Origin of the sequence: Micromonospora sp. DT233 (assembly GCF_049841815.1) — a bacterium.
GTDB lineage: Bacteria > Actinomycetota > Actinomycetes > Mycobacteriales > Micromonosporaceae > Micromonospora.
Genome location: NZ_JBNCLB010000008.1, coordinates 59096 through 83279, shown reverse-complemented (window position 1 = coordinate 83279; position 24184 = coordinate 59096). Strand labels below are relative to the sequence as shown.

Genomic DNA, 24184 nt, shown 5'->3' with positions numbered 1-24184 from the left:
CGGATCCAACGCACCGTAGGCGGCTGGATCCGCTGGGGAGTGAGGTGCACGAGCGATGCCGTGGTGGTCATGGCGCCCCGGTCCCGCCGTTGGCGGCGAACCGGAAACTCGAAGCGGGATCACAGTGGACAGCAGCGTCCGGGTCGGACCACCGGCCCCACGTCAACCGGGCGACGACTGCCCGACCACCGAACGTTCGATGATCACGGAGATGTCGGCGACCATCGCGCCGGTCACCCTCCGCCGGGTCTGTGACGCGCTCGACCTGCTCGACGTGCGCTACCTGGCAGACGGTGACGGCAACCTGCTGGCCATGTGGGAGCGGCACGCGGTGCTGGTCACGCTGGAGGGGCCGGAGGACGAGATCCTGGTCATGCGGGCCCGTCCACACGCGACCGTGCCGCCGGACTGGGTCGACCGGGCCTACCGGGTGGTCAACGAGTGGAACCACACCCGACGGTTCTGCAAGGCGTACATCGGCGACCCCACCGAGCGGGGCCAACTGCCGATCTACGCGGAGCTGCAGGTGCCGCTCGGCGCGGGGGCGCACGACGCGCTCCTGGTGGAGATGCTCGACTGTGGAGCCGCGGTGGCCACCACCTTCGTGGACTGGCTGCACGACGAGGGCGCGCTGCTCTAGCCGACGCGGCAGCTGCCCCAGCCGGCTCCGCCGGGTCGCAGCTGCCCCAGCCGGGTCGGCCCGGCGACGTGCGCAAGCGCCGTCAGGCCGGCCCGGTCGAGTCGTCCATCGCGTTGACCATGAAGTAGGCCGCCCGCTCCAGGTACTCCCAGAACGCCGTGGCGATCTCCGGCGGCAACTCCAGCCGGTCGACGGCCCGGCGCATGTGGTGCAGCCAGGCGTCACGCTCGGCCGCGCCGATCCGGTACGGGGCGTGTCGCATCCGCAGCCGGGGATGCCCACGCTGGGTGGAGTAGCTGTTCGGGCCGCCCCAGTACTGCATCAGGAAGAGCGTCAGCCGGTCCGCCGCCGGGCCGAGGTCCTCCTCCGGGTACATCGGGCGCAGCAGCGGATCGGTGGCCACGCCGGCGTAGAACTCGTCCACCAGCCGGCGGAAGGTGGGTTCGCCGCCGACGGCCTCGAAGAGGGTCACGGCACGCTCGGACTCACCTGCGGGATTCACCGCTCCATCCTGCCAGGTGTGCTCCCGACCGACGGGGGCGTACCGGCGGGGATCGCTGCCGTCCTCGTCACACCCGGAGGCGCCGGTCAGCCCATCGCGTGGCTGGACCGGCCCCGCCCGCCCGGCAGGTTGCCCGGCTCTCTGGCGTCCTCGCCGGCCTGCCCGGCCTCCTCGCCCGATCGGGGCCGAGGAGGGCCGTCTTCGTTCCCGGCGGCCTCGATGGCCGAGTCGATCGTCGGGCGGTTGGGCCAGCGGGCCGCGGTGACCATCATCAGCAGGACCCCGGCGGCGCTCCACACGCCCACCACCAACGGGATCGAGAAGCGTTCGGCCAGCAGGCCGGTGGCCAGCACGGCGAGGCCCTGGATCACCTGCACCCCGGTGGCCATCACCCCGAACGCGCGGGCCCGGTAGCCGTTGGGCAGCGCCCGGACGAAGAGCCCGTTGGCGACCGGGAGCAGCCCGGCCACGGCGAAGCCGCAGAGGCCGGCGAGCAGGGCCACCACCAGCGGCGGCGGGTCGAGCAGCGCCGGCACCAGGGCCAGCGGCGCGAGCACCGCCAGCGGCCGGATCAGGATCAGCCGGCGGGCTGGGGCGACCGCCCGGCCGACCAGCAGACCGCCCACGATGAAGCCGATCGGGTTGGCGGCCATGATGACGGCCTGCGCCGCACCGGTGTCCAGGTCGCCGCCGGCGTCCTCGCGCGCCCAGGCGGCGGCGAGCCCCTCCGGCACGATCGAGAAGAGCATCGAGCTGAACACCAGCAGCGCGATGGCCCGCAGCACCGGGGTGCCGAAGACGATCCGGAAGCCCTCGCCCGTCTCCCGCAGCAGATGGCTGCGGTGCTTCGCGGTCATCGCCGGCGGCCGGTCCTGGACGCCGAACCGGACCAGGGTCGCCGAGAGGGCGAAGGTGCCCGCGTTGATCAACAGGGCCGCGGTGGGGTTGACGGCGGCGATGGCCGCCCCGATCAGGTAGCCGATCACCTGGGCGGCCTGGCCGGTGCTGCTGTTGAGCGAGAGCCCGATCACCAGCCGGTCGCCGGTGAGGATCAGCGGCATCAGCGCGGACCGGGCGGCCTGACTCGGCGGGTTCGCCAGGGTGGTGGCGAAGAGCAGGCAGAGGATCAGCCACGGCGGGATGCCGGGGATGGCCACCAGCACCATCAGGGCCATCCGGATCACGTCGCAGGCCACCATCACCGAGCGGTAGCGGTGTCGCTCCGCCAGGGTGGCCAGCAGCGGGCCGCCGACGAGCCAGGGCAGGAAGCTGACCGCGAACGCGGCGGCCGAGTAGCCCACGGACTGGGTCTCGTGGTAGATCAGTACGGTGACTGCGGCCTTGGCGATGTAGTCGCCGACCCAGGAGAGCGCACTCGCGGTGAAGACCGCGCGGTATTCCCGTTGGGCGAACACCTCGCTGAAGGTGGCGGGGCCTTCCTGGGAGGGTCGCTCGTCGGACACGTGGCCTCCATCGTCCCCATGGCCACTCGTGATGGCCTGCCCGGGAACCGTCATCAGATCTACGGATCAGCGAGACGTGATCGCGCTCCGGCAGGTGGCGTGCGTACCGGATTCTGCCCGATCGTCTGACAGCTGGCTAGGGCGAACGGTCTGATCGTCGCATCTCCGACTGAACGAACGGACGATACCCGAGGGGCCGCACGGTCCGCGACCCCTGGATTGTCGGTCAGGGAAACCGCAGGTCATCGACGGTATTCGCGGTTCAGGCGGCCCCACCCGGGCCGGTTGACGCACCGTGGCCGGTCGATGCGCCCTGCCCGGCCGCCCCCTCGTACGGCGCGCGCAGCGGCATGCCCGGATAGAGGCGGGCGGCGGCGATCCGGGCGGTGATACCGGAGTTCTCCAGCGCCTCGGCGAGCCGGCGGCGCAGCTCCCGCCCCACCGCGAACTGCCCGTCGGCGGTGGTCTTGACGACGGTGCGGATCACCGCGCCGTCCACGGTCATCTGCTCGACGCCCAGCACGTCCGGCGGCTCCACGATCTCCGGGGCCAGGTCCGGGTCCATCGCCACCGAGGCCGCGGCGGTCCGCAGCACGGCGGTCGCCTCCTCGGTGCCGGCGAACCCGATGGGCAGGTCGACCACGACCAGGGCCCAGCCCTGGCTCTTGTTGCCGACCCGGATGATCTCGCCGTTGCGGATGTACCAGAGCACGCCCCGGCCGTCCCGGACCGTGGTGACCCGCAGCCCCACCGACTCCACCACGCCGGTCGCCTCGCCCAGGTCGACCGTGTCGCCGACCCCGTACTGATCCTCCACCAGCATGAACAGCCCGGCGATCAGGTCCTTGACCAGGGTCTGCGCGCCGAAGCCGAGCGCCACGCCGGCAATGCCCGCGCTGGCCAGCAGCGGGGCCAGGTCGAAGCTGAACTCGCGCAGGATCATCAGCAGCGCGATGCCGAAGACGAACGCGGTGACCAGGCTGCGCAGCACCGACCCGATCGCCTCGGCCCGCTGGCGGCGGCGCTCGGGCACGAACTCACCGGGCCCCGGCCCGGCCGTCGGGACCCGCTCCCGCAGCGGCCGCAGCATCGTCGGCACCCCGTCGGCGGTGGTGCGGACCAACCGCTTGATCGTCCGGTGCAGCGCCCAGCGGGCGAGCATCGCCAGCGCGAGGATCACCAGCACCCGCAGCGGCTTCAGCAGGATCCAGTAGCTGCCCTCGGCGAACCACGCCGACCCGGTCGTCTCGTACAACCACTCGCACGAGGTGCTGCCCTGGCAGTTGGTGCTCGGGGTGGCGGTCGGGGCGGGGCTCGGGGCCGCCGGCGAGGCGGTGGCAGGAGGCAGGCTCGCGGCAGTCACCCTGCTTTCGTACCGCACGCCCCCCGGCACCCTCCCGGCGGACCCACATTCCGGTACGCGGCCCCCGCGGCCGGTTTGATCATGCAGAACCGGTCATCTTGGCACGGGGTGAAAGCGCTTCATGAGGGACCCCCCGATTAGTGCGTGCAATCCGGGGCCTAATCAGGGACGATTGGCGCATCGGACGTCGGTGATCCTGCCGGCGTCGGAGGTGGCTGCGCCGTGCGCGGCCCACGTCCGACGCGGCCAGCGGTGGGAGCGGCTGGACCGGGAGGGTGAGAGCGATGCCTGACATACGACCCGCGGTGGGCTCCGGCGCACTGGTTCTCAATGCCAGCTACGAGCCGCTGTGTGTCGTGTCGGTGCGTCGCGCCGCCATCCTCGTCATCTCCGCCAAGGCCGTCTGCGTGGCCCACGGCGAGGGCGTCCTGCACAGCGCCCGCGACGCGCTCCCGATCCCCTCGGTGGTCCGGCTCACCCGGTTCGTCCGGGTGCCGTACCGCACCCACGTCGGGCTCTCCCGGCGGGCGATCTTCGCCCGGGACGGCTGGCGGTGCGCATACTGCCGGGGGCCGGCGGAGACCATCGACCACGTCTTCCCGCGCAGCCGGGGCGGCCGGCACGCCTGGGACAACGTGGTGGCGGCCTGCGCCCGGTGCAACCACACCAAGGGCGCCAAGACCCCGGCCGAGCTCGGCTGGCGGCTGCACGCGTCGCCCACCGTGCCGAAGGGGACGGCGTGGCGGGTGCTCGGCCACCGGACCCCGGATCCGCGCTGGGCCGACTGGCTCGACCTGCGCGAGCCCGAGACCGAGGCCGCGGCCTGACCGTCGTGGGTGCGCGGGTCGGCCCCGGCCGGGTTCGCCAGCCGGGTCGGGGGCCGGCTCACTCGCGGCGGGCCTTCACCAGGGACGCGTAGACGACCACGTTGTCGGCGTAGCCGGTCTCACCGCCGACCCACCGGCCACCGCAGGTGATCAGGCGCAGCCGGGGCCGGCTGAAGTCGCCGTAGACCTCCTCGACCGGCAGTTGACCCTTGTCGTAGCGCTGCACTTGGTCGACCTCGAAGACCGCCACCGACCGGTCCGCTCGGCGGACCTCCACCCGGTCGCCGGGGCGCAGCTCCTTGAGCCCGTGGAAGACCGCCGGCCCGGTCCGGGTGTCGACGTGCCCCACGATCACCGCGGGGCCGTACTGGCCGGGGGTCGGCCCCTGGTCGTACCAGCCGGCCTCCTGGGCGCGTTCGGCGTCCGGCGCGCGGATGCTGCCGTCGGGCGCGATGCCGACGTCGTGCACCGGGGCGGTCAGGTCGATGTCGTCGCTGGCGATGGCGACCGGTCGACTGGCCGGCAGCACCGGGAACTTCTTCGGCGGCGGGCGCAGGCCGGCGATGAAGCGGTCCGGCAGGAGCCGCTGACCGGTGAGCTGTTCGACGCCGAGCATCGTCACGATCAACGCCATCAGGGCGGCGACGACCAGCACCGGCAGGCCGGGCCCTCGGCCGCTGCGCGCCCCCCGGCCTGGTGCCACCGCCCCCCGGCCTGGTGCCCCCGCGCCTTGGCCTGGTGTTGCCGCGCCCCGGTCGGGGCCGGGGGACGCCGGTCGGGCGGCGGCCGGGTCGGCCGTGGCGACGCTGGCCGAGAAGACCTGCCCGACGACCCGGGCGAGGCGGCCCCAGCCCCGGGCGGCCAGCCGGACCGCCGCGCGGCCCCGGTCGGGATCGCGTCGGCCTGGATCGCGTCGGCCGGGATCGCGCCGACCGGCTCGCGGGCCGGTGCCGCGACGCACCCGGTCCGGGTCGGCGGGCTTACTTCGGCGGGCCATGAGCCGCTCAGGAACGCGTCCCGGGGCGCCGCCGGCTGCCGTACGCCCCGAAACCGGCCGCCACGGCCGCCACCGCGAGCCCGCCCACGAGCAGCAGCGTGCCGGTGCCCCGCTCGTCGCCGGCCGTGCCGCCGCCACCGGTGGCGGGACCCTTGGACGGCTGCGCCATGTTCAGCACGGTGAGGGTGGTGCTGGCGGTGCCGTTGTTCGGGCAGCGCAGCTCGACGGGGTAGTCGCCGGCCGGCTTGTTGCCGGCGATGGTGACCGCCCCGGTCAGGAAGCCGTTGTCGGGCTTGAGCATCAACCGCCCGAAGGCGTCGGAGTGCACGTCCGCCTGGCGGTCGTTGTTGTTGTCGCAGCTCGCCCTGATGTTGACCCGGCTGCCGGCGGGCGCGCTGTTCGGCGTGACCTCGACGAAGGTGTTCTCCCCGGCTCGCACCGGCGAGACGGTGGCCAGGACGAACGCGCCGACGACGCCGAGCACGGCCAACACGGCCGAAAGGGCACGACGTGCCCCGGTGAGCCCCCGCATGATGTCCCCTCTCCCGGTGCCCGGCACCGGAATCCTCCCCCGGGTGGTCGGTCCTGCTTTCCCCGTGACTCGGAGGCAAACCCGCAGGCGGTGCCGGGCCCCGGAGAGTGGGACCGGTGACCGCGAGGGCGCAGGCGGGAGCTCCGCCCGCAAACAGCTCCCGGGACGGATCGGGTGCCGTCGCTGAGCGCGAGGGCGAGAGACGCCCAGCGGGGGGCGGATCAACCGGTGCGGCAGCGAAGCCGTCGCTACAGCGGGGTGACGGGGTGCCAGTCGAGGGGGGTGGAGAGGACCATGGTGCTCGACGGCTGGCCGTACGGGGCCAGCCGGTCGATGACCCGCTCGAAGCCCCCGATCGATTCGGCGGCGACCTTGAGCATGCTGCATGCGTCGCCGGTGATCCGGTGGATCTCCAGGATCTCCGGCCAGCCCGCCACCTGCGGGTCGTGCAGGATGCAGCGCGACCCGTAGCAGGACATCCGGATCAGGGCGACGACCGGGCGGCCGGCCCGGGTCAGGTCGACGTGCGCGCGGTAGCCGGTGATCACTCCCGACTCCTCCAGCCGGCGGACCCGCTCGGCCACCGCGGGCGGCGACAGGTGCACCCGGCGGGACAACTCGCTGTACGAGAGCCGGGCGTCGGCCTGGAGTTCGCCGAGCAGCGCCCAGTCCATGTCGTCCACGCCCGACCTTTCCTTCCTAAACCGTGATGGGGCTCCCGCCTTTCGCGTTGCAGGTGAGAGGCCGGCAGAGCCGTGGAGTCGGCATTCCTTTTCGCGAACCACGGGGGCACCATGACGTTACCCGGCTGATGGAGGAGACGACAGGTGGAGCAGACAGACCTGCGGGCCCCCGCGCTGGCCGCGCCGGTCCGCCCGGTGACACCACAGCAGCGAGCGGCCCGAGCGGCCCGCAACGGCGGCAAACCGACCCTGGACTTCGCCGAGCGGGTGCCCTACGACGCGTACGTGCACGCCAGCACCCTGCACCGGTTGCAGCAGCCGCTCAGCGACGACCCGGGCGAGATGTCGTTCCTGATGGTCAGTCAGATCATGGAGCTGTACTTCGGGCTGACCTGCCACGAGCTGCGCGAGGCACAGCGCCTGCTGCGCGCCGACCGGGTCTGGGACGCGCTGCTGCCGCTGCGCCGCGCCGGCATGCACCTGGAGGGGCTCAACGCGGCCTGGAAGGGGCTGCGCTGGATGACCCCGGCGGACTTCAACCGGTTCCGCAACCTGCTCGGCGAGGGCTCCGGCTTCCAGTCGGCGATGTACCGGCACCTGGAGTTCCTGCTCGGCCTGCGCGACCAGGCCCTGATCCGGCCGTTCCGCCGGCAGACCGACGTGTACGCCGGGCTGCTCGACACGCTGGCCGCCCCGAGCCTCTGGGACGACGTCATGGCACTGCTGGCCCGGCGCGGCTTCGAGGTGCCCGCCGAGGTGCTCTCCCGCGACGTCGCCGAGGAGCACCGGCCGGAGCCGGCCGTGGAGGCCGCCTGGGTGACCGTGTACGAAGACACCGGCCCCGACAACCACCTGCGCCTGCTCGGCGAGGCGCTGGCCGAGGTGGCCGAGCAGTTCGGCGACTGGCGGTGGAACCATGTCAAGGCGGTGCAGCGGGCGATGGGCGCGAAGGTCGGCAGCGGCGGTTCGGCCGGCCTGGCCTGGTTGCAGCGGAGCATGGCCCGGGTGGTCTTCCCGGAGCTGTGGTCGGCCCGGACGGCGATGTGAGCGAGGAGCAGCAGCACATGCAGAGCCCAGAGCACCACCCGGTGCCCGCCCCGGAGCAGGAGGCGCACCGCCTCGACAAGGCCGACCCCGGGCACCGGCACCTGTTCCACGTGCCGCCGGCCGACGGCGGGCGCTACCCGCAGGCGGCGTACCTGGCGGGCAACTCCCTTGGCCTGCAGCCCCGGGCCACCCGGGCGGAGCTGCTGGCCGACCTGGACGCGTGGGGCCGCCTCGGCGTCGAGGGGCACCTGGAGGCCGAGCGGCCCTGGCTGCCGTACCACGAGTCGTTGACCGGGCCGGTGGCGCGACTGGTCGGCGCCCGACCCACGGAGGCCGTGGTGATGAACTCCCTCACGGTCAACCTGCACCTGCTGATGGTCAGCTTCTACCGCCCGGCGGGCCGGCGTACCCGCATCGTCATCGAGGACGGCGCGTTCCCGTCGGACAGCTACGCGGTGCGCAGCCAGGCCCGCTTCCACGGCCTGGACCCGGACGCCACGGTGGTCCGGCTGGCCCCGCGCCCCGGCGAGGAGACCCTGCGCACCGACGACGTGCTGGGCTTCCTGGCGGCCGAGGGCGACACCGTCGCGCTGGTGCTGCTCGGCGGGGTCAACTATCTCACCGGGGAGCTGCTGGACCTCCCGGCGATCACGGCCGCCGGCCGGGCCGCCGGGGTGGTCGTCGGCTGGGACCTGGCGCACGCGGCCGGCAACGTGCCGCTGGCCCTGCACGACTGGGACGTCGACTTCGCCGCCTGGTGCTCCTACAAGTACCTGAACGCTGGGCCGGGCGCGCTGGCCGGCGTCTTCGTCCACGAGCGCCACCTCGGCCGGGCCGACCTGCCCCGGTTCGAGGGCTGGTGGAGCACCGAGGCGGCCACCCGGTTCGAGATGACCCCGACCTCCCGCCCCCCGGCGACGGTGGAGGCCTGGCAGATCTCCAACCCGCCGATCTTCGCGATGGGACCGGTGCGGACGTCGCTGGAGCTCTTCGACTCCGTCGGGATGCCGGCGCTGCGGGAGCGCAGCGTCCGGCTCACCGGCTACCTGGAGCGGCTGCTCGACCAGGTGACCGCCGACCGGCCGCTGCGGGTGGTCACCCCCCGGGACCCGCAGCGCCGGGGCTGTCAGCTCTCGGTGCGCCTCGCCGGGGGCAGCGCGGGGGAGTTGACCAAGCGGCTGCGCCACGAGCACGGGGTGATCGCCGACGCCCGGGAGCCGGACGTGGTCCGCTTCGCCCCGGTGCCGCTCTATTCGACGTACCACGACTGCTGGCGGGTCGCCGACGCGCTGGCCGCCACCGTGCAGCCGCAGGGGAGCCGGGCATGAGCGCGGAACGCGAGGAGATCGCCGTCGTCGGGGCCGGGTTGGCCGGCTGCCTGCTGGCCTGCTTCCTGGCCCGGCGCGGCTACCGGGTGGCGCTCTACGAGCGCCGGGGCGACCCGCGCGCCGGCCGGGCCGAGCGGGGGCGCTCGATCAACCTGGCGCTCTCCGAGCGGGGGCTCGACGCGCTGCGCCGCATCGGCCTCGCCGACGAGGTGCTGGCCGACGCGCTGCCGATGCGCGGGCGCATGATCCACCCGGTGGCGGGGGCGGCGCAGTTCCAGTCGTACAGCGCCAGCGGGGACCGGGCGATCAACTCGATCAGCCGGGGCGCGCTGAACAACGCCCTGCTCACCGCCGCGACCGCGCTGCCCGGGGTGCGGGTGGCGTTCGACCACCGGCTCGTCGGGCTCGACCCGTCCACCGGGGAGATGACCTTCGAGACGCCGCAGGGCAAGGTCGTCGCCGCCGCGCCGGTCGTCCTCGGCGCCGACGGGGCCGGCTCCGCGGTGCGCGGGCAGCTGCTCGCGTACGGGGTGCTCAGCGAGAGCCTCGACTTCCTCGACTACGGCTACAAGGAGCTGACCATCCCGGCGGTCGGCGGGGAGTTCGCCCTCGACCCGGCGGCCCTGCACATCTGGCCGCGCGGCACGTCCATGATGATCGCGCTGCCCAACCCGGACCGCTCCTTCACCTGCACGCTCTTCTGGCCCACCCACGGCACGGCGAGCTTCGCGTCGCTGAGCAGCCCGGCGGCGATCGAGCGGCACTTCGCCACCCACTACCCGGACCTGGTGCCGCTCGCGCCGAACCTGGTCGACGACTACCAGCACAACCCGGTCGGGGTGCTCGGCACGGTCCGCTGCACCCCCTGGCAGGCCGGCGGCCGGGTGGGGCTGATCGGCGACGCCGCGCACGCCATCGTGCCCTTCTACGGCCAGGGCGCGAACTGCGCCTTCGAGGACGTGGTGGTGCTCGACGGCTGCCTCGACGAGTGCGCCGACGACTGGGCTGCGGCGCTGCCGCTGTTTCAACGTCGCCGCCGCGACGACACCGAGGCGATCGCCCGGATGGCGCTGGCGAACTTCGTGGAGATGCGCGACAAGGTCGCCTCCCCGGTGTTCCAGGCCCGCCGCGAGCTGGACCACGCCCTGGAGCGGGCGCTGCCCGGCCGGTACGTCTCCCAGTACGAGCTGGTCTCCTTCTCCACCACCGGTTACGCCCAGGTGCGCCGGCGGGTGCGCCGCCAGCAGGCGGTGCTGGGGGCGGTGGCGGCCGGGGCGGCGGCGCTGCTGGCCGGCGCGGCCGGCGCGGCGCTGACCCGCGGGTGGCGGCGATGAGCGTCGACTGGGCGCCGGAGCTGATGGCCGGACGGACCCCGGCGGGCGGGCCGGGGCTGCTGCGCAACTTCGTCGGCGGGCAGTTCCGCGCCGCCGGCCGGCGGTTCACCACGTGCAGCCCGGTGACCGGCGAGCCGGTCTTCGAGGTGGCCGAGGCCGACCGGGCCACGGTCGACGACGCGGTGGACGCCGCCCGTGCGGCGCTGCGCGGGCCGTGGGGCCGGATGGGCGAGCGCGAGCGCGCCGAGGTGCTGCGGCGGGTCGCCGACGAGCTGGAACGCCGCTTCGACGACCTGGTCACCGCCGAGGTGGCCGACACCGGCAAGTCCATCAGCCAGGCCCGCACCCTGGACATCCCGCGCGGGGCGGCCAACTTCCGGGCGTTCGCCGAGATCGTGGCGACCGCGCCGACCGAGTCGTTCACCACGGTCACCCCGGGCGGTGGGCGGGCGCTGAACTACGCCGTCCGCAAGCCGGTCGGCGTGGTCGCGGTGATCGTGCCGTGGAACCTGCCGCTGCTGCTGCTCACCTGGAAGGTCGCCCCGGCCCTGGCCTGCGGCAACGCCGTGGTGGTCAAGCCCAGCGAGGAGACGCCGGCGTCGGCGACCCTGCTGGCCGAGGTGATGGCCGCCGCCGGGGTCCCCGACGGGGTGTTCAACCTGGTGCACGGCTTCGGCCCCGACTCGGCCGGCGAGTTCCTCACCCGCCACCCCGGGGTGGACGCCATCACCTTCACCGGCGAGTCCGCCACCGGGAGCGCGATCATGCGGGCCGCCGCCGACGGGGTGAAGGCCGTCTCCTTCGAGCTGGGCGGCAAGAACGCCGGGCTGGTCTTCGCCGACGCCGACCTGGACGCGGCGGTCGCCGGGTCGGTGCGGTCGAGCTTCACCAACGGCGGGCAGGTCTGCCTCTGCACCGAGCGGCTCTACGTGCAGCGCCCCGTCTTCGACGAGTTCGTCGACCGGCTGGCGGGCGCCGCCGACGCCCTGGCGTACGGGTGGCCGGCCGACGAGGCCACGGTGAACATGCCGCTGATCTCCCACCAGCACCGGGAGAAGGTGCTCGGCTACCACGACCTGGCCCGCGCCGAGGGCGCGCAGGTGCGCGCCGGGGGCGGGGTGCCGGCCTTCGGCGACGCCCGCGACGGCGGGGCGTACGTGCGGCCGACCGTGCTCACCGGGCTCGGCCCGCAGGCCCGCACCAACCGGGAGGAGATCTTCGGCCCGGTCGTGCACGTCGCGCCCTTCGACGACGAGGAGGAGGCGTACGCGCTGGCCAACGGCACCTCCTACGGCCTCGCCGGCACGGTCTGGACCCGCGACGTGGGGCGGGCGCACCGGGCCGGCGCCCGACTCGACGCCGGGATCGTCTGGGTCAACACCTGGTTCCTGCGGGACCTGCGCACCCCGTTCGGCGGGGTGAAGGCCTCCGGCATCGGCCGCGAGGGCGGCGTGCACTCCCTCGACTTCTACTCCGAACTCACCAACGTCTGCGTGGACCTGACATGACCGACCTCGACATCGACGCCGCCGTCCGGGAGCTGACCGCAGCCCGCGCCGACGGCAAGCCCTGCCCGCCGCTGCGCGGGCGGCTGCTGGCCGAGGGGGACGTCGCGTCGGCGTACCTGGTGCAGCGGCGGCAGGCGCGCACCTGGCAGGAGCGGGGCGAGCGCCGCGTCGGCGCGAAGATCGGGCTGACCTCCCGGGCGGTGCAGGAGAACCTGGGCGTCTACGAGCCGGACTTCGGGGTGCTCACCGACGCGATGGCCGTGGGCGACGGCGACGAGGTGCCGCTGGGCGGGCTGCTCCAGCCCCGGGTCGAGGCGGAGATCGCCTTCGTGCTCGGCGCGGACCTCACCGAGGAGCGGCACACCACGGCCGACCTGGTCCGGGCCGTCGACCACCTGCTGCCGGCCATCGAGATCGTCGACTCGCGGATCGCCGGCTGGGACATCTCGATCGTCGACACGGTTGCCGACAACGCCTCCAGCGGGCTCTTCGTGCTCGGCACCGCGCCGCGCCGGCTCGCCGACGTGGACCTGCGGCTGGCCGGGATGGTCCTCGAACACGCCGGGGAGCCGGTCTCCGTCGGCGCGGCGGCGGCCTGCCTGGGCAACCCGCTGCACGCGCTGGGCTGGCTCGCCGGCACCCTGGCCCGCGCCGGTGACCCGCTGCGCGCCGGCGACCTGGTGCTCTCCGGGGCGCTCGGCCCGATGGTGGCGGTGACGCCCGGCGCGGCGTACGAGGCCCGGATCTCCGGGCTCGGCTCGGTCCGGACCTGCTTCTCGGCGGAGGGTGAGCGATGAGCACGGGCGTGGCGATCCTCGGTTCCGGCAACATCGGCACCGACCTGATGATCAAGGTGCTCCGGCTCGGCGGTGCGCCGGAGGATGCTTCGGGGAGCCTGCGGATGGTGGCGCTGGCCGGCATCGACCCGGACTCCGACGGGCTGGCCCGCGCCCGCGCCCTCGGCGTGGCGACCACCGCCGACGGCGTGGACGGGCTGGTGGCGCTGCCGGAGTTCGCCGACGTGGCGCTGGTCTTCGACGCCACCTCGGCCGGCGCGCACCGGCGCAACGACGAGGTGCTGCGGGCGCACGGGCGGACGGTGATCGACCTGACCCCCGCCGCGATCGGCCCGTACGTGGTGCCGCCGGTGAACCTCGACGAGCACCTGCACGAGACGAACGTCAACATGGTGACCTGCGGCGGGCAGGCGACCGTGCCGATCGTCGCCGCCGTCGGTCGGGTCACCCCGGTGGCGTACGGGGAGATCGTCGCCACCATCGCGTCGCGGTCGGCGGGGCCGGGCACCCGCGCCAACATCGACGAGTTCACCGAGACCACCGCGCGGGCCATCGAGGTCGTCGGCGGCGCGGGGCGGGGCAAGGCGATCATCGTGCTGAACCCGGCCGAGCCGCCGATGCTGATGCGCGACACCGTCTACTGCCTCTGCCCGGACCCGGCCGCCGACCGGGCCGCCATCGCCGCCTCCGTCGCGGAGATGGTGGCGACCGTGCAGTCCTACGTCCCCGGCTACCGGCTCAAGCAGGACGTGCAGTTCGACCCGGTCGACGCGTACGTGCCGGTGCTGGGCCGGCGACTGACCGGGTTGCAGGTGTCGGTCTTCCTGGAGGTCTCCGGGGCCGGGCACCACCTGCCCGCGTACGCCGGGAACCTGGACATCATGACCTCGGCCGCGCTGCGCACCGCGCAGCGACTGGTCGCCCTGCGGGCTGCCGTGAGCGCGAGGAGTGCAGCGGAGCGGAGCCCCGCAGTCGCGAACAAGGAAAGGGCCGTGAGCGCGAGGAGTGCAGCGGAGCGGAGCCCCGCAGTCGCGAACAAGGTAAGGGCCGCGGCCCTCGGCGCGGGGGACCCCGCAGCCGCGAAGGAGACGGTGGCCCGATGACCGACCTCTACGTGCAGGACGTGACGCTGCGCGACGGCATGCACGCCGTCGCCCACCGCTACACCGTCGACCAGGTGCGGGTGATCGCCGCCGCGCTGGACGCCGCCGGGGTGGCCGCGATCGAGGTCGCGCACGGCGACGGGCTGGCCGGTTCGAGCGTCAACTACGGCCACGGCGCGGCCAGCGACGCCGAGTGGATCTCCGCCGCCGCCGAGGTGCTGACCTCCGCGCGGCTGACCACGCTGCTGCTGCCCGGCATCGGCACCATCGCCGACCTGCGGGCGGCGCAGGCACTCGGGGTGACCAGCGTGCGGATCGCCACCCACTGCACCGAGGCCGACATCTCCGCCCAGCACATCTCCTGGGCCCGGGAGAACGGCATGGACGTGGCTGGCTTCCTGATGATGTCGCACCTCAACGACCCCGCCGGCCTCGCCGAGCAGGCCCGGCTGATGGAGTCCTACGGGGCGCACTGCGTCTACGTCACCGACTCCGGCGGCCGGCTGCTGATGTCCGACGTGGCGCAGCGCGTCGACGCGTACCGGCAGGTGCTGTCGCCGCAGACGCAGATCGGCATCCACGCCCACCACAACCTCTCCCTCGGGGTGGCCAACAGCGTGATCGCCGTCGAGCACGGCCGGATCGTCGGCGACGCCCCCGCCGGGCCGGACGCCCCGCACGGCCGGACGGTGCGGGTGGACGCCTCGCTGGCCGGAATGGGCGCCGGGGCCGGCAACGCCCCGCTGGAGGTCTTCGTGGCGGTCGCCGAGCTGCACGGCTGGAAGCACGGCTGCGACGTGTTCGCGCTGATGGACGCGGCCGACGACGTCGTCCGGCCGTTGCAGGACCGGCCGGTCCAGGTCGACCGGGAGACGCTCTCCCTCGGGTACGCCGGGGTGTACTCCAGCTTCCTGCGGCACGCCGAGCGCGCCTCGGCCAAGCACGGGGTGGACGTCCGGTCGATCCTGGTCGAGCTGGGGCGACGCCGGATGGTCGGCGGCCAGGAGGACATGATCGTGGACGTGGCGCTGGACCTCGCCGGTCGGCGCGGGCAGGAGGAGACGGCATGATCGGGGTGGACACCGCCGGCGTCGCCGAGCAGTTGGGCGCGGCGGCCGACACGGCCACGGCGATCGGCCAGCTCGCCGCCGAGGTCGGGCTGGACGCCGACGGCGCGTACGCGGTGCAGACCGCGCTGGTGCAGCGCCGGCTGGCCCGCGGCGAGCGCCTGGTCGGGCTGAAGATGGGGCTGACCAGCCGGGCGAAGATGGCCCAGGTCGGCGTGGACGAGGTGATCTGGGGCCGGCTCACCGACGTGATGCGGGTCCCCGACGGCGGCACGGTCGACCTGGCCGGCCTCATCCACCCCCGGGTCGAGCCGGAGGTGGCGTTCCTGCTGGACCGGCTCCCCGAGCCGGGCGAGCCGGTCGGCGCGTTCACCGAGGCGGTGCGCGCCGTGGCCCCGGCGATCGAGCTGATCGACTCCCGGTACGCGAACTTCACCTTCTCCCTGCCGGACGTGATCGCCGACAACGCCTCGGCGGCGGCGTTCGTGGTCGGGCCGTGGTCGCCGGTGCCGGACGGGCTGGCGAACCTGGGGGTGCTGCTGGAGGTCGACGGGCGGGTCGCCCAGGTGGGCTCGACGGCGGCGATCCTCGGCGACCCCCGGCGGGCGCTGGACGAGGGGCTGCGCCTCGCCGGCTGGCACGGGGTGCGGCTGCGCCAGGGCTGGGTCTTCCTGGCCGGGGCCGCCACCGCCGCCGTGCCGCTGCGCCCCGGGGCGCACGTGCGGGCCGTGGTGGAGAAGCTCGGCACCGCGTCGCTGCGGGCGTCGTCGTGACGGCGGGCGTCGCCGGGGCGCGGGTGGTGGCCGGAAGGGCCGTCCCGCGCGGGGCGTTCCCGCACGTCAAGGTGGCCGGCGGGTTCGTCTTCGTCTCCGGTACGTCCGCCCGCCGGCCGGACAACAGCTTCGCCGGGGTCCGCGTCGACGAGTTCGGCACCACCGACCTGGACATCCGGGCGCAGACCCGGGCGGTGCTGGAGAACATCCGGGACCTGCTGCGGGCGGTGGGCGCCGACCTTGCCGACCTGGTCCAGGTCACCAGCTACCTGGTCAGCATGAACGACTTCGGTGGCTACAACGAGGTGTGGGCGGAGTTCTTCGACGCCACCGGGCCGACCCGGACCACCGTGGCCGTGCACCAGTTGCCCCACCCGCACCTGCTGATCGAGATGCAGGCCGTGGCACTTCTTCCGGGAGGTCAGTCGTGAGTGAGATCGCCGAGCCGTTCAGCTTCCCCGGCTGGGTCGCGGAGAACCAGCACCTGCTCAAGCCGCCCGTGGGCAACCGGGAGATGTTCCCCGGCTCCGACGACTTCATCGTGATGGTGGTGGGCGGGCCGAACCAGCGCACCGACTTCCACGTCGACCCGTACGAGGAGTTCTTCTACCAGGTCAAGGGCAACATGCACGTCAACCTGATGACGCCTGCGGGGCCGCGTACGGTGCACGTGCGCGAGGGGCAGATGTGGATGCTGCCGCGCGACACTCCGCACTCGCCGCAGCGCCCCGAGGCCGGCTCGATCGGCGTGGTGGTGGAGCGGGTCCGCGCGGAGGGCACGCTGGAGAAGTTCCAGTGGTACTGCCCGCAGTGCGGGCACAAGGTGCACGAGGTGCAGTTGCAGGTCCGCGACATCGCCGCCGACCTGCCCCCGGTCTTCGGCGCGTTCTACGCTGACGAGGCGGCGCGCACCTGCGCCGAGTGCGGCACGCTGCACCCGGGCAAGGGCTGAGTGCTGCCGATGCCCGCCGGGCGGACCCCGGTGGTGGACGTGCACACGCACCTCGTACCGAAGGGGTGGCCGGACCTCGGCGCGGCCTGCGGCGGCGGGTCCGACTGGCCCCGGCTGCGCGTCGACTCCGAGCGGGCCGCGATGATCATGGTGGGGGAGACGGAGTTCCGGCCGGTCGGCGCGGCCTGCTGGGACCCGGAGACCCGGCTGGCCGACATGGCCGCCGACGGGGTCGACGTGCAGGTGGTGTCGCCGACCCCGGTCTTCTTCAGCTACGACCGCCCCGCCCACCAGGCGGTGCGGGTGGCCCGGATCTTCAACGACCTGACGCTGGAGGTCACCGCCGGCGGCGGCGGTCGGCTGGTGCCGTTCTGCCAGGTGCCGCTGCAGGACCCGGACGCCGCCTGCGCCGAGCTGGACCGCTGCCTCGCGGCCGGGCACGCCGGGGTGGAGATCGGCAACCACGTCGGCGACCGGGACCTCGACGACGCCGGGGTGGTGACCTTCCTGCAGCACTGCGCCGAGGTCGGCGCGCCGGTCTTCGTGCACCCCTGGGACATGCCGGGCGGTCCCCGGCTGGACCGGTGGATGGCCCGCTGGCTGGCCGGCATGCCCGCCGAGACGCACCTGTCGGTGCTGGCGCTGATCCTCGGCGGGGTCTTCGACCGGGTGCCGCCGTCGCTGCGGATCTGCTTCGCCCACGGCGGCGGGAGCTTCCCGTTCTGGTTGGGCCGGGCCGACAACGCCTGGCACCGCCGGGGCGACGTGGTCCGGGGCGCGTCGGCCGCCCCGCCCAGCGCGTACGTCGACCGGTTCAGCGTCGACTCGGTGGTCTTCGCCCCGGCGGCGCTGCGGCTGCTGGTGGAGACCATGGGGGCCGAGCGGGTGCTGCTCGGCAGCGACTACCCGTACCCGCTGGGGGAGCGCCCGGCGGGCCGGGTGGTGCGCGAGGCCGACTTCCTCACCGCCGCGCAGCGCGGCCAGCTCCTCGGCGGCAACGCCCTGCGCTTCCTCGGCGCCGCCGCCGGGAGTCCGCCCGGCGGCGGCACCGGGCCCCTGCCCGGCGGCGGCGCAGGGCCCCTTCTCGACGGGGCGCAGGCGTGACGGGCGGGGTCGATCGTCGTGTCGGCGGGCGGCCGGGACCGGGCTGGGGCAGGATGGATGCGGCCCGGCGGCGGGTGGGATCGCCACCCCGCAGTCTGCCGGGCCGTCGACTCCGCTAACGTGAACAGGAGCGGAGTCGGGCGGTCGATGTCTGATCGTCCACCCGACCCGGGATTCCTGGTCTCTCTTTCCGCCTGGGGGCGTTGGGATTGTCTGTTACCGAGACGTTGCTGATCTTCGTCGGCATCCCGGCGGTCGTGGTGCTGGTGATCACCGCGCTGGCGCTCGCCGGCGGCCGGGGCTCCGGCGGTGCCGCGAAGCGCTACCGGCCGGGCCGACCCTTCGACTTCACTCCGGTCTGGTTCCTGGGCCGCCCGGAGCAGCTGGCCGACTCCACTGGCACCGCGCTGGCCGCGGGCGCGCAGGCACCGGCGCTGACCAGCCACAAGCTTGAACGGGCCGGCACCGAGGCGCCGGCCGGGGGAACCGGAGGCGCAAGTGACCGTTGGTGAGAAGCAGGCGGGGACGGACACTCCCCCTGACGTGCTGGACGGGCCGTTCTCGACCCGCCAGCTGCTGCGCATCGACGAGGCGCTCCGCCTGGCCGACCGGGGGACCGGGCTGGTCTTCTCGGTCTACGTCGGCGGCCTCGACGAGCCGATCCGCGCGCACGCCCAGCGGCTGCACGGGCAGCTCGCCGACCCCGACCGGTCGGTCCTGATCGCCGTGTCGCCCAACCAGCGGCAGCTGGAGATCATCACCGGCCGGCACGCCCGCAAGCGCATCCCGGACACGTACGCCAAGCTGGCCGCGCTCTCCATGGTGGCCACCTTCGGCGGGGGCGACCTGGCCGGCGGCATCGTCATCGGCCTCGACCAGCTCGCCAGCCACGCCGGTCGTAACTGACCCGGCACGGCACCTTCGCAACGCCGACGCCCGGCCCCGCAGCTGCGGGGCCGGGCGTCGGCGTGTGTGCGGGCGCGGCGGCGTCGGCGCGGGCCGGGGCCGGCGCGGGCGGGTCGCCCGCGCCGGCCCCGGACCGGTGCCCTGCGCTCAGGCGCTGCGGGCGTCGCGGGCGCGGGCCCGCAGCGAGCGGACCACCGCGTCGCGGCCCTCGGCGACCAGCCGACGCAGCGGCGCGGGCCGCCCCGGCTCGGCCAACCACGCGTCGGTGGCGGCCACGGTCTCCTCGGCGACCTGGATGGCCGGGTACGCCAGCTCGACGAACTCCTGCGCCAGCTCGTTGTCCCGCTGCGCCCAGACCTGGTCGACCTCGGCGAAGTACCGCTGCACGTACGGCGCGACCAGCTCCCGCTGCACGGCCGGGGCGAAGCCCTGCAACAGCGCCCGGTTGAGCCAGTTCGGCACCGGGTCGGGGCCGGTCAGCCGGGCCCAGACGGCGGCCTTGTTCTCCGCCGTCGGCACCAGCGCCTGCGCGTACGCGGCCTCCCGCTCACCGCTGGCCGTGCGGTCGCCGGCCAGCTCGGCCTCGATCTCCTCGACGCCCGCCGCGCCGCCCGCCACCAGCCGTTGCAGGACCCGCCAGCGCAGCTCGGTGTCGACGGTCAACCCGGCGGGCACGCCGACGCCGTCCAGCCAGCCGCGCAGCATGGCCAGGCTCTCGTCGGTCCGCGCCGCCGAGACGACCGCGCGGGCCCAGGCGATCTGGAAGCCGCTGCCCGGCTCGGCGGCGGCCAGGGTGTCCTTCGCCGTGCGGTACAGCTCGGCCCAGCCGGTCGGCGCCCACGCCGGGTCGCAGTAGTGCACCAGCGCGGTGGTCGCCTGGCGGAGGATCCCGGTGACCAGGTTGATGTCCGTCTCGCCGGGCAGCCCGGCCAGCACCAGCGTCACGTAGTCGCGGGCCGCCAGCTCGGCGTCGCGGGTCATGTCCCAGGCGGCCGTCCAGCACAGGGCGCGGGCCAGCGACGACTCGAAGCCGGCGATGTGTCGCACCACCGCGGCCATCGACCGCTCGTCCAGGCGCAGCTTCGCGTACGTCAGGTCGTCGTCGTTGAGCAGCAGCACGTCCGCCGCCGGCACCCCGGTCAGCTCGGTCAGCTCGGTCGACGCCCCGGTCACGTCGACCTCGATGCGGTGCCGGCGGATTAGCCGGCCGTCGGTCAGGTCGTACAGGCCGACGCCGATGCGGTGGGTCCGCAGCGTCGGGTGCTCCGCCGGCGCCTCCTGCCGGACCACCACCCGCTGGTAGCCGCCGTCGTCGCCGATGGTCACCTCGGGGCGCAGGACGTTGACCTGCGCGGTTTCCAGCCACTGGGCGGCGAACTTGCGCAGCTCCCGGCCCGAGGCGGCCTCCAACTCGTTGAGCAGGTCGTCGAAGGTGGCGTTGCCCCAGGCGTGCTTGCCGAAGTACGCCCGTAGCCCGGTCAGGAACGGCTCCTCGCCGACGTACGCGACGAGCTGCTTGAGCACGGCCGCGCCCTTGGCGTACGTGATGCCGTCGAAGTTGACCTCGACCGCCGCCATGTCCGGCATCTCGCAGTACACCGGGTGGGTGGAGGAGAGCTGGTCCTGCCGGTAGCCCCAGTTCTTCCGGATCGACAGGAACGTCGTCCACGCGTCGGAGAAGCGGGTGGCCCGGGCGTTGCACCAGTGGCTGGCCCACTCGGCGAACGACTCGTTGAGCCACAGGTCGTTCCACCAGCGCATGGTGACCAGGTCACCGAACCACATGTGGGCCAGCTCGTGCAGGATCGTGTTGGACCGCTGCTCGTACTCGAAGTCGGTGACCTGCGAGCGGAACAGGTAGTGCCCCTCGGCGTGGGTGACGCAGCCGAAGTTCTCCATCGCCCCGGCGTTGAAGTCCGGCACCCAGAGCTGGTCGTACTTCGGCAGCGGGTAACGGACCCCGAACTGCTCGTGGTAGAAGTCGAAGCCCTGCTTGGTGATCAGGAACAGGTCGTCGGAGTCGAGGTGACGCGCCATCGACGCCCGGCAGTAGACCCCCAGGTCGATGCCGTCGTGGCTGTCGCGCACCTCGTGGTACGGGCCGGCGCAGAGCGCCGTCACGTACGTGCTCATCCGCGCCGAGGTCACGAAGTGGACGGTCTTGAGCGCCTCGCCGGCCGGCTCCTCGCGCTCGACCGGCATGTTGGAGACCACCCGCCAGTGCTCCGGCACCGTGGCGTGCCAGGTGTAGACGCTCTTGAGATCGGGCTGGTCGAAGCAGGCGAAGACCTTCTGCGCGTCCGCCGTCTCGAACTGGCTGTAGAGGTAGGTCTCCCCGTCGACCGGGTCCACCGTGCGGTGCAGCCCCTGCCCGCTGTTCGAAAATGCGAAGTTGGCCTCCACCACGAGGGTGTTCTCGGCGGCCAGGCCGCTCAGGGTCAGGCCCCGCTCCGCCGACCAGTCGGCCAGGTCCACCGCCGCGCCGTTGAGCGTGGCCGAGCGCACCGAATCGGCGGCCACCTCGATGAAGGTGGTAGTGCCCGGCTCGACGCAGCGGAACCGGACCTCGGTCACCGACCGGAAGGTCCGACCGTCGGCCTGCACGGCGGACGACAGGTCCAGCCTGATGTCGTACCCGGTCACCTCGAGCAGGCGAGCCCGCTCGGTGGCCTCGACCTGGGTCAGATTGCGCACTCCCGGCACTGTTCGTCTCCATCCCGTTCTCGCCGTGCACCGTCGCGGCGCCGGCCCACCGCCCGTTCGTGACGGCCGGTCGGGACCGAGTCTTCCACGCGTGGCCGCCGCGCGGTGTGCGACGTCACGGTCTCCCTTCGGTGCCGGTCGACGCCGCCGCCGGGGAAGATCGAGGGACGTGGGGCCGGGTTCCGGCCCTTCCGTGACGAAGGGAACTCGCCGTGACCGAACGTGTCACTGTCGACATGTGGTTCGACCCGCTCTGCCCGTGGGCGTGGGTCACCTCGCGCTGGCTGCTGGAGGTGGAGCAGGTCCGCGACGTGGACGTCCGATTCCATGTGATGAGCCTCTCGGTGCTCAACGAGGGGCGTGACCTGCCCGAGGAGTACCGGCGATTGCTGGATGGCGGTTGGGGCCCGGTGCGGGTCTGCATCGCCGTGGAGCAGCGGCACGGCCTGGACGCCGTCCGCGCCCTGTACACCGCCCTGGGCACCCGGATCCACCTCGGGCAGCAGGGACTGGGCCGGGAGACGATCGAGGCGGCGCTGACCGACGTCGGGCTGGACCCGCAGCTCGCCGCGGCGGCGGAGAGCACCGAGTACGACGAGGCCCTGCGCGCCAGCCACCTCGCCGGCATGCGGCCGGTCGGCACCGACGTCGGCACCCCCGTCATCCACGCTCCCGGGCCGGACGGCGAGACCGTCGCCTTCTTCGGCCCGGTGGTCACCCCGAGGCCGAAGGGCGAGGTTGCCGGCCGGCTCTGGGACGGGGTCCTGCTGGTCGCCGGGACGCCCGGCTTCTACGAGCTGAAGCGCTCCCGCGAGGTCGAACCGAGCTTCGACTAGGCCGCCCGCGCTGCGCCGCCCCGCCGCGCTGCCCTCGCCGCCGCGCTGCCCTGCCGCCGCGCTGCCCTCGCCGCCCGCCGCCGGCCCGGAACTCGTCGGGCCCGGCGGCGGGCGGCGCGCGGTGGGGGCGTCACCGGACGGCGTGGGCATCGTTCCACCGGGTGTCCCGGCAACGGCCCGAACGGCGGGCCCGGCAACCAGTGGAGGCGTCCGACATGGGCAGGCACCGCCGTACGTACGACGACGCGCCGCCGCAGCCGGCGACCGCCGGGGTGGCGTACTGGTCGGTGGCCGACGCCGGCTGGCCGGCGGTCCGGCCGAACCTGCCGGCCGAGCTGGCCGACCTGCTGGCCCCGCCGATCGTGGTCGGTGTCGCGCGGGCGACGGTCGCCGCGCGACCCGACGCCGCGCACTTTCACCAGTTGGACGGGGCGCGGGGTCCGCTCCGGGGCGGGACGGCGCGGCGGTAGCGTCAGCGGACATGACTGTCGTGCATCCGATCGCTCGGGCCTGGATCACCACTGGCGGCACCGGCGCGCAGAACTACGACGAGTTCGCCGACGACGCGGAGATCACCGCGATCATCGAGGCGAACCCGCACAGCGCCCTCGGCATCGAGATGCCGCACCGGGCCCCGGAGAGCCTGGGCTCGTCGTTCCTGGACGCGCTCCCCGCCGCGGTGCACCGCCTCGCCGAGGCGAAGGCCGACGGCAGCTACACCCCGGCCGAGCAGGTGGTGGTCCTCTACCGGATCAGCGCCCCGCAGGAGGAGCCGGCGTACGGGCTCTTCGCCATGGTCGACACCGACCAGATCTCCACCAGCGCCGACGAGCCGGGCCTGGTCATCCGCAACGAGGACGTCTTCATCGCCAAGGTGCGCGAGCGCGTCGCCCTCGCCGAGGCGCTCGGGCACCTGCTCTCGCCCGTACTGCTGCTGCAGACCGGTCGGGGCGACGAGCTGCACGCCGCGCTCGCGGCCGCGACCGAGTCGGCCGCCGCGCCCGCCGCGACCGACACCGACCAGGCCGGCCGCACCCACGCCGTGTGGCTGCTCGGGCCGGGCCCGGAGCAGGACGAGCTGACCGCGCTGGCCGGCGGCGGCGAGCTGGTGGTGGCCGACGGCAACCACCGCAGCCTGGCCGCCCAGACCGGCGGGCTGCCGCGCTTCCTGGCCGTGGTCACCACCCCCGCCTCGGTCGCCATCCAGCCCTACAACCGGCTGGTCAGCGAGCTGACCGTCAGCCCGCAGGAGCTGGTCGACCGGCTCCGCGCCGCCGGCGCCGAGGTCACCGCGATCGACGGCCCGGTCGAGGTCCCGACGACCGGCGGCACCGTCGTGCTCCGCCTCACCGACCAGGCGTACGCGGTGCGCCTGCCGCACGTCGACGGCGGCCCGCTGGCCAACCTCGACCACGCGCTGGTCGAGCGGGTGCTGCTGCGCGACGCGCTGGGGCTCGACGCCGGCGACAAGCGGATCACCTACGTCGGCGGGGACTACCCGGCGAGCTGGCTGACCGGCGAGGTCGACGCGGGCCGGGCCGAGGCGGCCGTGCTGATCGCCCCGGTGACCGTGGACGACTTCGTCGCGGTCAACCTCGCGCGGGAGAAGATGCCGCGCAAGAGCACCTGGTTCACCCCGAAGGCCCGTGGCGGCCTGGTGCTGGCCGAGCTGTCCCGCTGAGCCAGCGGCTCCGCACCCGACACCGGCTCCGCAGCCCC

General features: G+C 74.0%; 24 protein-coding genes and 1 pseudogene. 18 read left to right on the top strand and 7 right to left on the bottom strand.

Annotation, left to right across the window (positions count from 1 at the left end):
• Positions 1 to 55: 55 nt before the first annotated feature.
• Complete coding sequence (locus ACLQ2V_RS18760) at positions 56 to 640, top strand: YbjN domain-containing protein (protein ID WP_425719808.1); 585 nt, start codon at positions 56 to 58, stop codon at positions 638 to 640.
• 82 nt (positions 641 to 722) lie between these two features.
• Here the strand turns inward: ACLQ2V_RS18760 and ACLQ2V_RS18755 are convergent, their stop codons facing one another.
• From ACLQ2V_RS18755 to ACLQ2V_RS18745, 3 genes are all read right to left on the bottom strand, one after another.
• On the bottom strand, positions 723 to 1142 hold the full coding sequence (locus ACLQ2V_RS18755) for a globin (protein WP_425719807.1): 420 nt from the start codon (positions 1140 to 1142) through the stop codon (positions 723 to 725).
• An 86-nt stretch (positions 1143 to 1228) separates the two neighbouring features.
• Positions 1229 to 2605 carry an MFS transporter gene (locus ACLQ2V_RS18750; protein ID WP_425719806.1) on the bottom strand — a complete coding sequence of 459 codons (1377 nt, stop codon included), beginning with the start codon at positions 2603 to 2605 and terminating at the stop codon, positions 1229 to 1231.
• Between the two features lie 262 nt (positions 2606 to 2867).
• Entirely contained in the window at positions 2868 to 3968 is a 1101-nt protein-coding gene (locus tag ACLQ2V_RS18745; RefSeq protein ID WP_425719805.1) for a mechanosensitive ion channel family protein, read from the bottom strand.
• 284 nt (positions 3969 to 4252) lie between these two features.
• On the opposite strand from ACLQ2V_RS18745, the gene ACLQ2V_RS18740 reads away from it, so the two are divergent.
• Positions 4253 to 4795: an HNH endonuclease gene (locus ACLQ2V_RS18740; RefSeq protein WP_425719804.1), complete on the top strand. Its 543-nt coding sequence runs from the start codon at positions 4253 to 4255 to the stop codon at positions 4793 to 4795.
• Between the two features lie 58 nt (positions 4796 to 4853).
• Here ACLQ2V_RS18740 and ACLQ2V_RS18735 read toward each other — a convergent pair whose 3' ends face one another.
• From ACLQ2V_RS18735 to ACLQ2V_RS18725, 3 genes are all read right to left on the bottom strand, one after another.
• A complete protein-coding gene (locus ACLQ2V_RS18735; RefSeq protein ID WP_425719803.1) occupies positions 4854 to 5792 on the bottom strand; it encodes a class F sortase in 939 nt (312 codons plus the stop codon).
• A gap of 7 nt (positions 5793 to 5799) precedes the next feature.
• Positions 5800 to 6324, bottom strand: a complete 525-nt coding sequence (locus ACLQ2V_RS18730) for a hypothetical protein (protein ID WP_425719802.1) — start codon at positions 6322 to 6324, stop codon at positions 5800 to 5802.
• A 248-nt stretch (positions 6325 to 6572) separates the two neighbouring features.
• Positions 6573 to 7007, bottom strand: coding sequence for an Lrp/AsnC family transcriptional regulator (locus ACLQ2V_RS18725; RefSeq protein ID WP_425719801.1), 435 nt, complete (start codon positions 7005 to 7007; stop codon positions 6573 to 6575).
• A gap of 144 nt (positions 7008 to 7151) precedes the next feature.
• Between ACLQ2V_RS18725 and ACLQ2V_RS18720 the strand changes: the two genes are divergently transcribed.
• The 13 genes and pseudogenes from ACLQ2V_RS18720 to ACLQ2V_RS18660 all read left to right on the top strand — a co-directional run bounded on the left by ACLQ2V_RS18720 (position 7152) and on the right by ACLQ2V_RS18660 (position 18926).
• On the top strand, positions 7152 to 8054 hold the full coding sequence (locus tag ACLQ2V_RS18720) for a tryptophan 2,3-dioxygenase (protein ID WP_425719800.1): 903 nt from the start codon (positions 7152 to 7154) through the stop codon (positions 8052 to 8054).
• A gap of 17 nt (positions 8055 to 8071) precedes the next feature.
• Positions 8072 to 9382, top strand: coding sequence for a kynureninase (kynU, locus tag ACLQ2V_RS18715; RefSeq protein ID WP_425719799.1), 1311 nt, complete (start codon positions 8072 to 8074; stop codon positions 9380 to 9382).
• Positions 9379 to 10716 (top strand): FAD-dependent oxidoreductase, encoded by a 1338-nt coding sequence (locus tag ACLQ2V_RS18710; RefSeq protein ID WP_425719798.1) that lies wholly within the window; start codon positions 9379 to 9381, stop codon positions 10714 to 10716. The genes kynU and ACLQ2V_RS18710 overlap by 4 nt, the downstream gene beginning before the upstream one ends.
• A gap of 23 nt (positions 10717 to 10739) precedes the next feature.
• Positions 10740 to 12224 (top strand): 2-hydroxymuconic semialdehyde dehydrogenase, encoded by a 1485-nt coding sequence (locus tag ACLQ2V_RS18705; RefSeq protein WP_425719933.1) that lies wholly within the window; start codon positions 10740 to 10742, stop codon positions 12222 to 12224.
• The gene (locus ACLQ2V_RS18700; RefSeq protein WP_425719797.1) at positions 12221 to 13021 is read left to right on the top strand and encodes a 2-keto-4-pentenoate hydratase; all 801 of its coding nucleotides are present in this window, start codon (positions 12221 to 12223) and stop codon (positions 13019 to 13021) included. The genes ACLQ2V_RS18705 and ACLQ2V_RS18700 overlap by 4 nt, the downstream gene beginning before the upstream one ends.
• Positions 13018 to 13962: pseudogene (locus ACLQ2V_RS18695) on the top strand (acetaldehyde dehydrogenase (acetylating)); the annotation flags it as partial. The gene ACLQ2V_RS18700 and the pseudogene ACLQ2V_RS18695, both read left to right, overlap by 4 nt.
• A gap of 158 nt (positions 13963 to 14120) precedes the next feature.
• A complete protein-coding gene (gene dmpG, locus ACLQ2V_RS18690; protein ID WP_425719796.1) occupies positions 14121 to 15194 on the top strand; it encodes a 4-hydroxy-2-oxovalerate aldolase in 1074 nt (357 codons plus the stop codon).
• Positions 15191 to 15964, top strand: coding sequence for a 2-keto-4-pentenoate hydratase (locus ACLQ2V_RS18685; protein WP_425719795.1), 774 nt, complete (start codon positions 15191 to 15193; stop codon positions 15962 to 15964). The genes dmpG and ACLQ2V_RS18685 overlap by 4 nt, the downstream gene beginning before the upstream one ends.
• A complete protein-coding gene (locus ACLQ2V_RS18680; protein ID WP_425719794.1) occupies positions 15961 to 16395 on the top strand; it encodes a RidA family protein in 435 nt (144 codons plus the stop codon). The genes ACLQ2V_RS18685 and ACLQ2V_RS18680 overlap by 4 nt, the downstream gene beginning before the upstream one ends.
• Entirely contained in the window at positions 16392 to 16916 is a 525-nt protein-coding gene (locus tag ACLQ2V_RS18675; protein WP_425719793.1) for a 3-hydroxyanthranilate 3,4-dioxygenase, read from the top strand. The genes ACLQ2V_RS18680 and ACLQ2V_RS18675 overlap by 4 nt, the downstream gene beginning before the upstream one ends.
• A 9-nt stretch (positions 16917 to 16925) precedes the next feature.
• Complete coding sequence (locus ACLQ2V_RS18670) at positions 16926 to 18020, top strand: amidohydrolase family protein (protein WP_425719792.1); 1095 nt, start codon at positions 16926 to 16928, stop codon at positions 18018 to 18020.
• Between the two features lie 227 nt (positions 18021 to 18247).
• Positions 18248 to 18532 (top strand): hypothetical protein, encoded by a 285-nt coding sequence (locus ACLQ2V_RS18665; RefSeq protein WP_425719932.1) that lies wholly within the window; start codon positions 18248 to 18250, stop codon positions 18530 to 18532.
• Entirely contained in the window at positions 18519 to 18926 is a 408-nt protein-coding gene (locus tag ACLQ2V_RS18660; protein WP_425719791.1) for a DUF5130 family protein, read from the top strand. The genes ACLQ2V_RS18665 and ACLQ2V_RS18660 overlap by 14 nt, the downstream gene beginning before the upstream one ends.
• 147 nt (positions 18927 to 19073) lie before the next feature.
• Here the strand turns inward: ACLQ2V_RS18660 and pepN are convergent, their stop codons facing one another.
• A complete protein-coding gene (gene pepN / locus ACLQ2V_RS18655; protein WP_425719790.1) occupies positions 19074 to 21620 on the bottom strand; it encodes an aminopeptidase N in 2547 nt (848 codons plus the stop codon).
• 221 nt (positions 21621 to 21841) lie between these two features.
• On the opposite strand from pepN, the gene ACLQ2V_RS18650 reads away from it, so the two are divergent.
• The 3 genes from ACLQ2V_RS18650 to ACLQ2V_RS18640 all read left to right on the top strand — a co-directional run bounded on the left by ACLQ2V_RS18650 (position 21842) and on the right by ACLQ2V_RS18640 (position 24146).
• The gene (locus ACLQ2V_RS18650) at positions 21842 to 22465 is read left to right on the top strand and encodes a disulfide bond formation protein DsbA (protein ID WP_425719789.1); all 624 of its coding nucleotides are present in this window, start codon (positions 21842 to 21844) and stop codon (positions 22463 to 22465) included.
• Between the two features lie 215 nt (positions 22466 to 22680).
• Positions 22681 to 22935: a hypothetical protein gene (locus tag ACLQ2V_RS18645; RefSeq protein ID WP_425719788.1), complete on the top strand. Its 255-nt coding sequence runs from the start codon at positions 22681 to 22683 to the stop codon at positions 22933 to 22935.
• Between the two features lie 11 nt (positions 22936 to 22946).
• Entirely contained in the window at positions 22947 to 24146 is a 1200-nt protein-coding gene (locus ACLQ2V_RS18640) for a DUF1015 family protein (RefSeq protein ID WP_425719787.1), read from the top strand.
• Positions 24147 to 24184 lie beyond the last annotated feature (38 nt).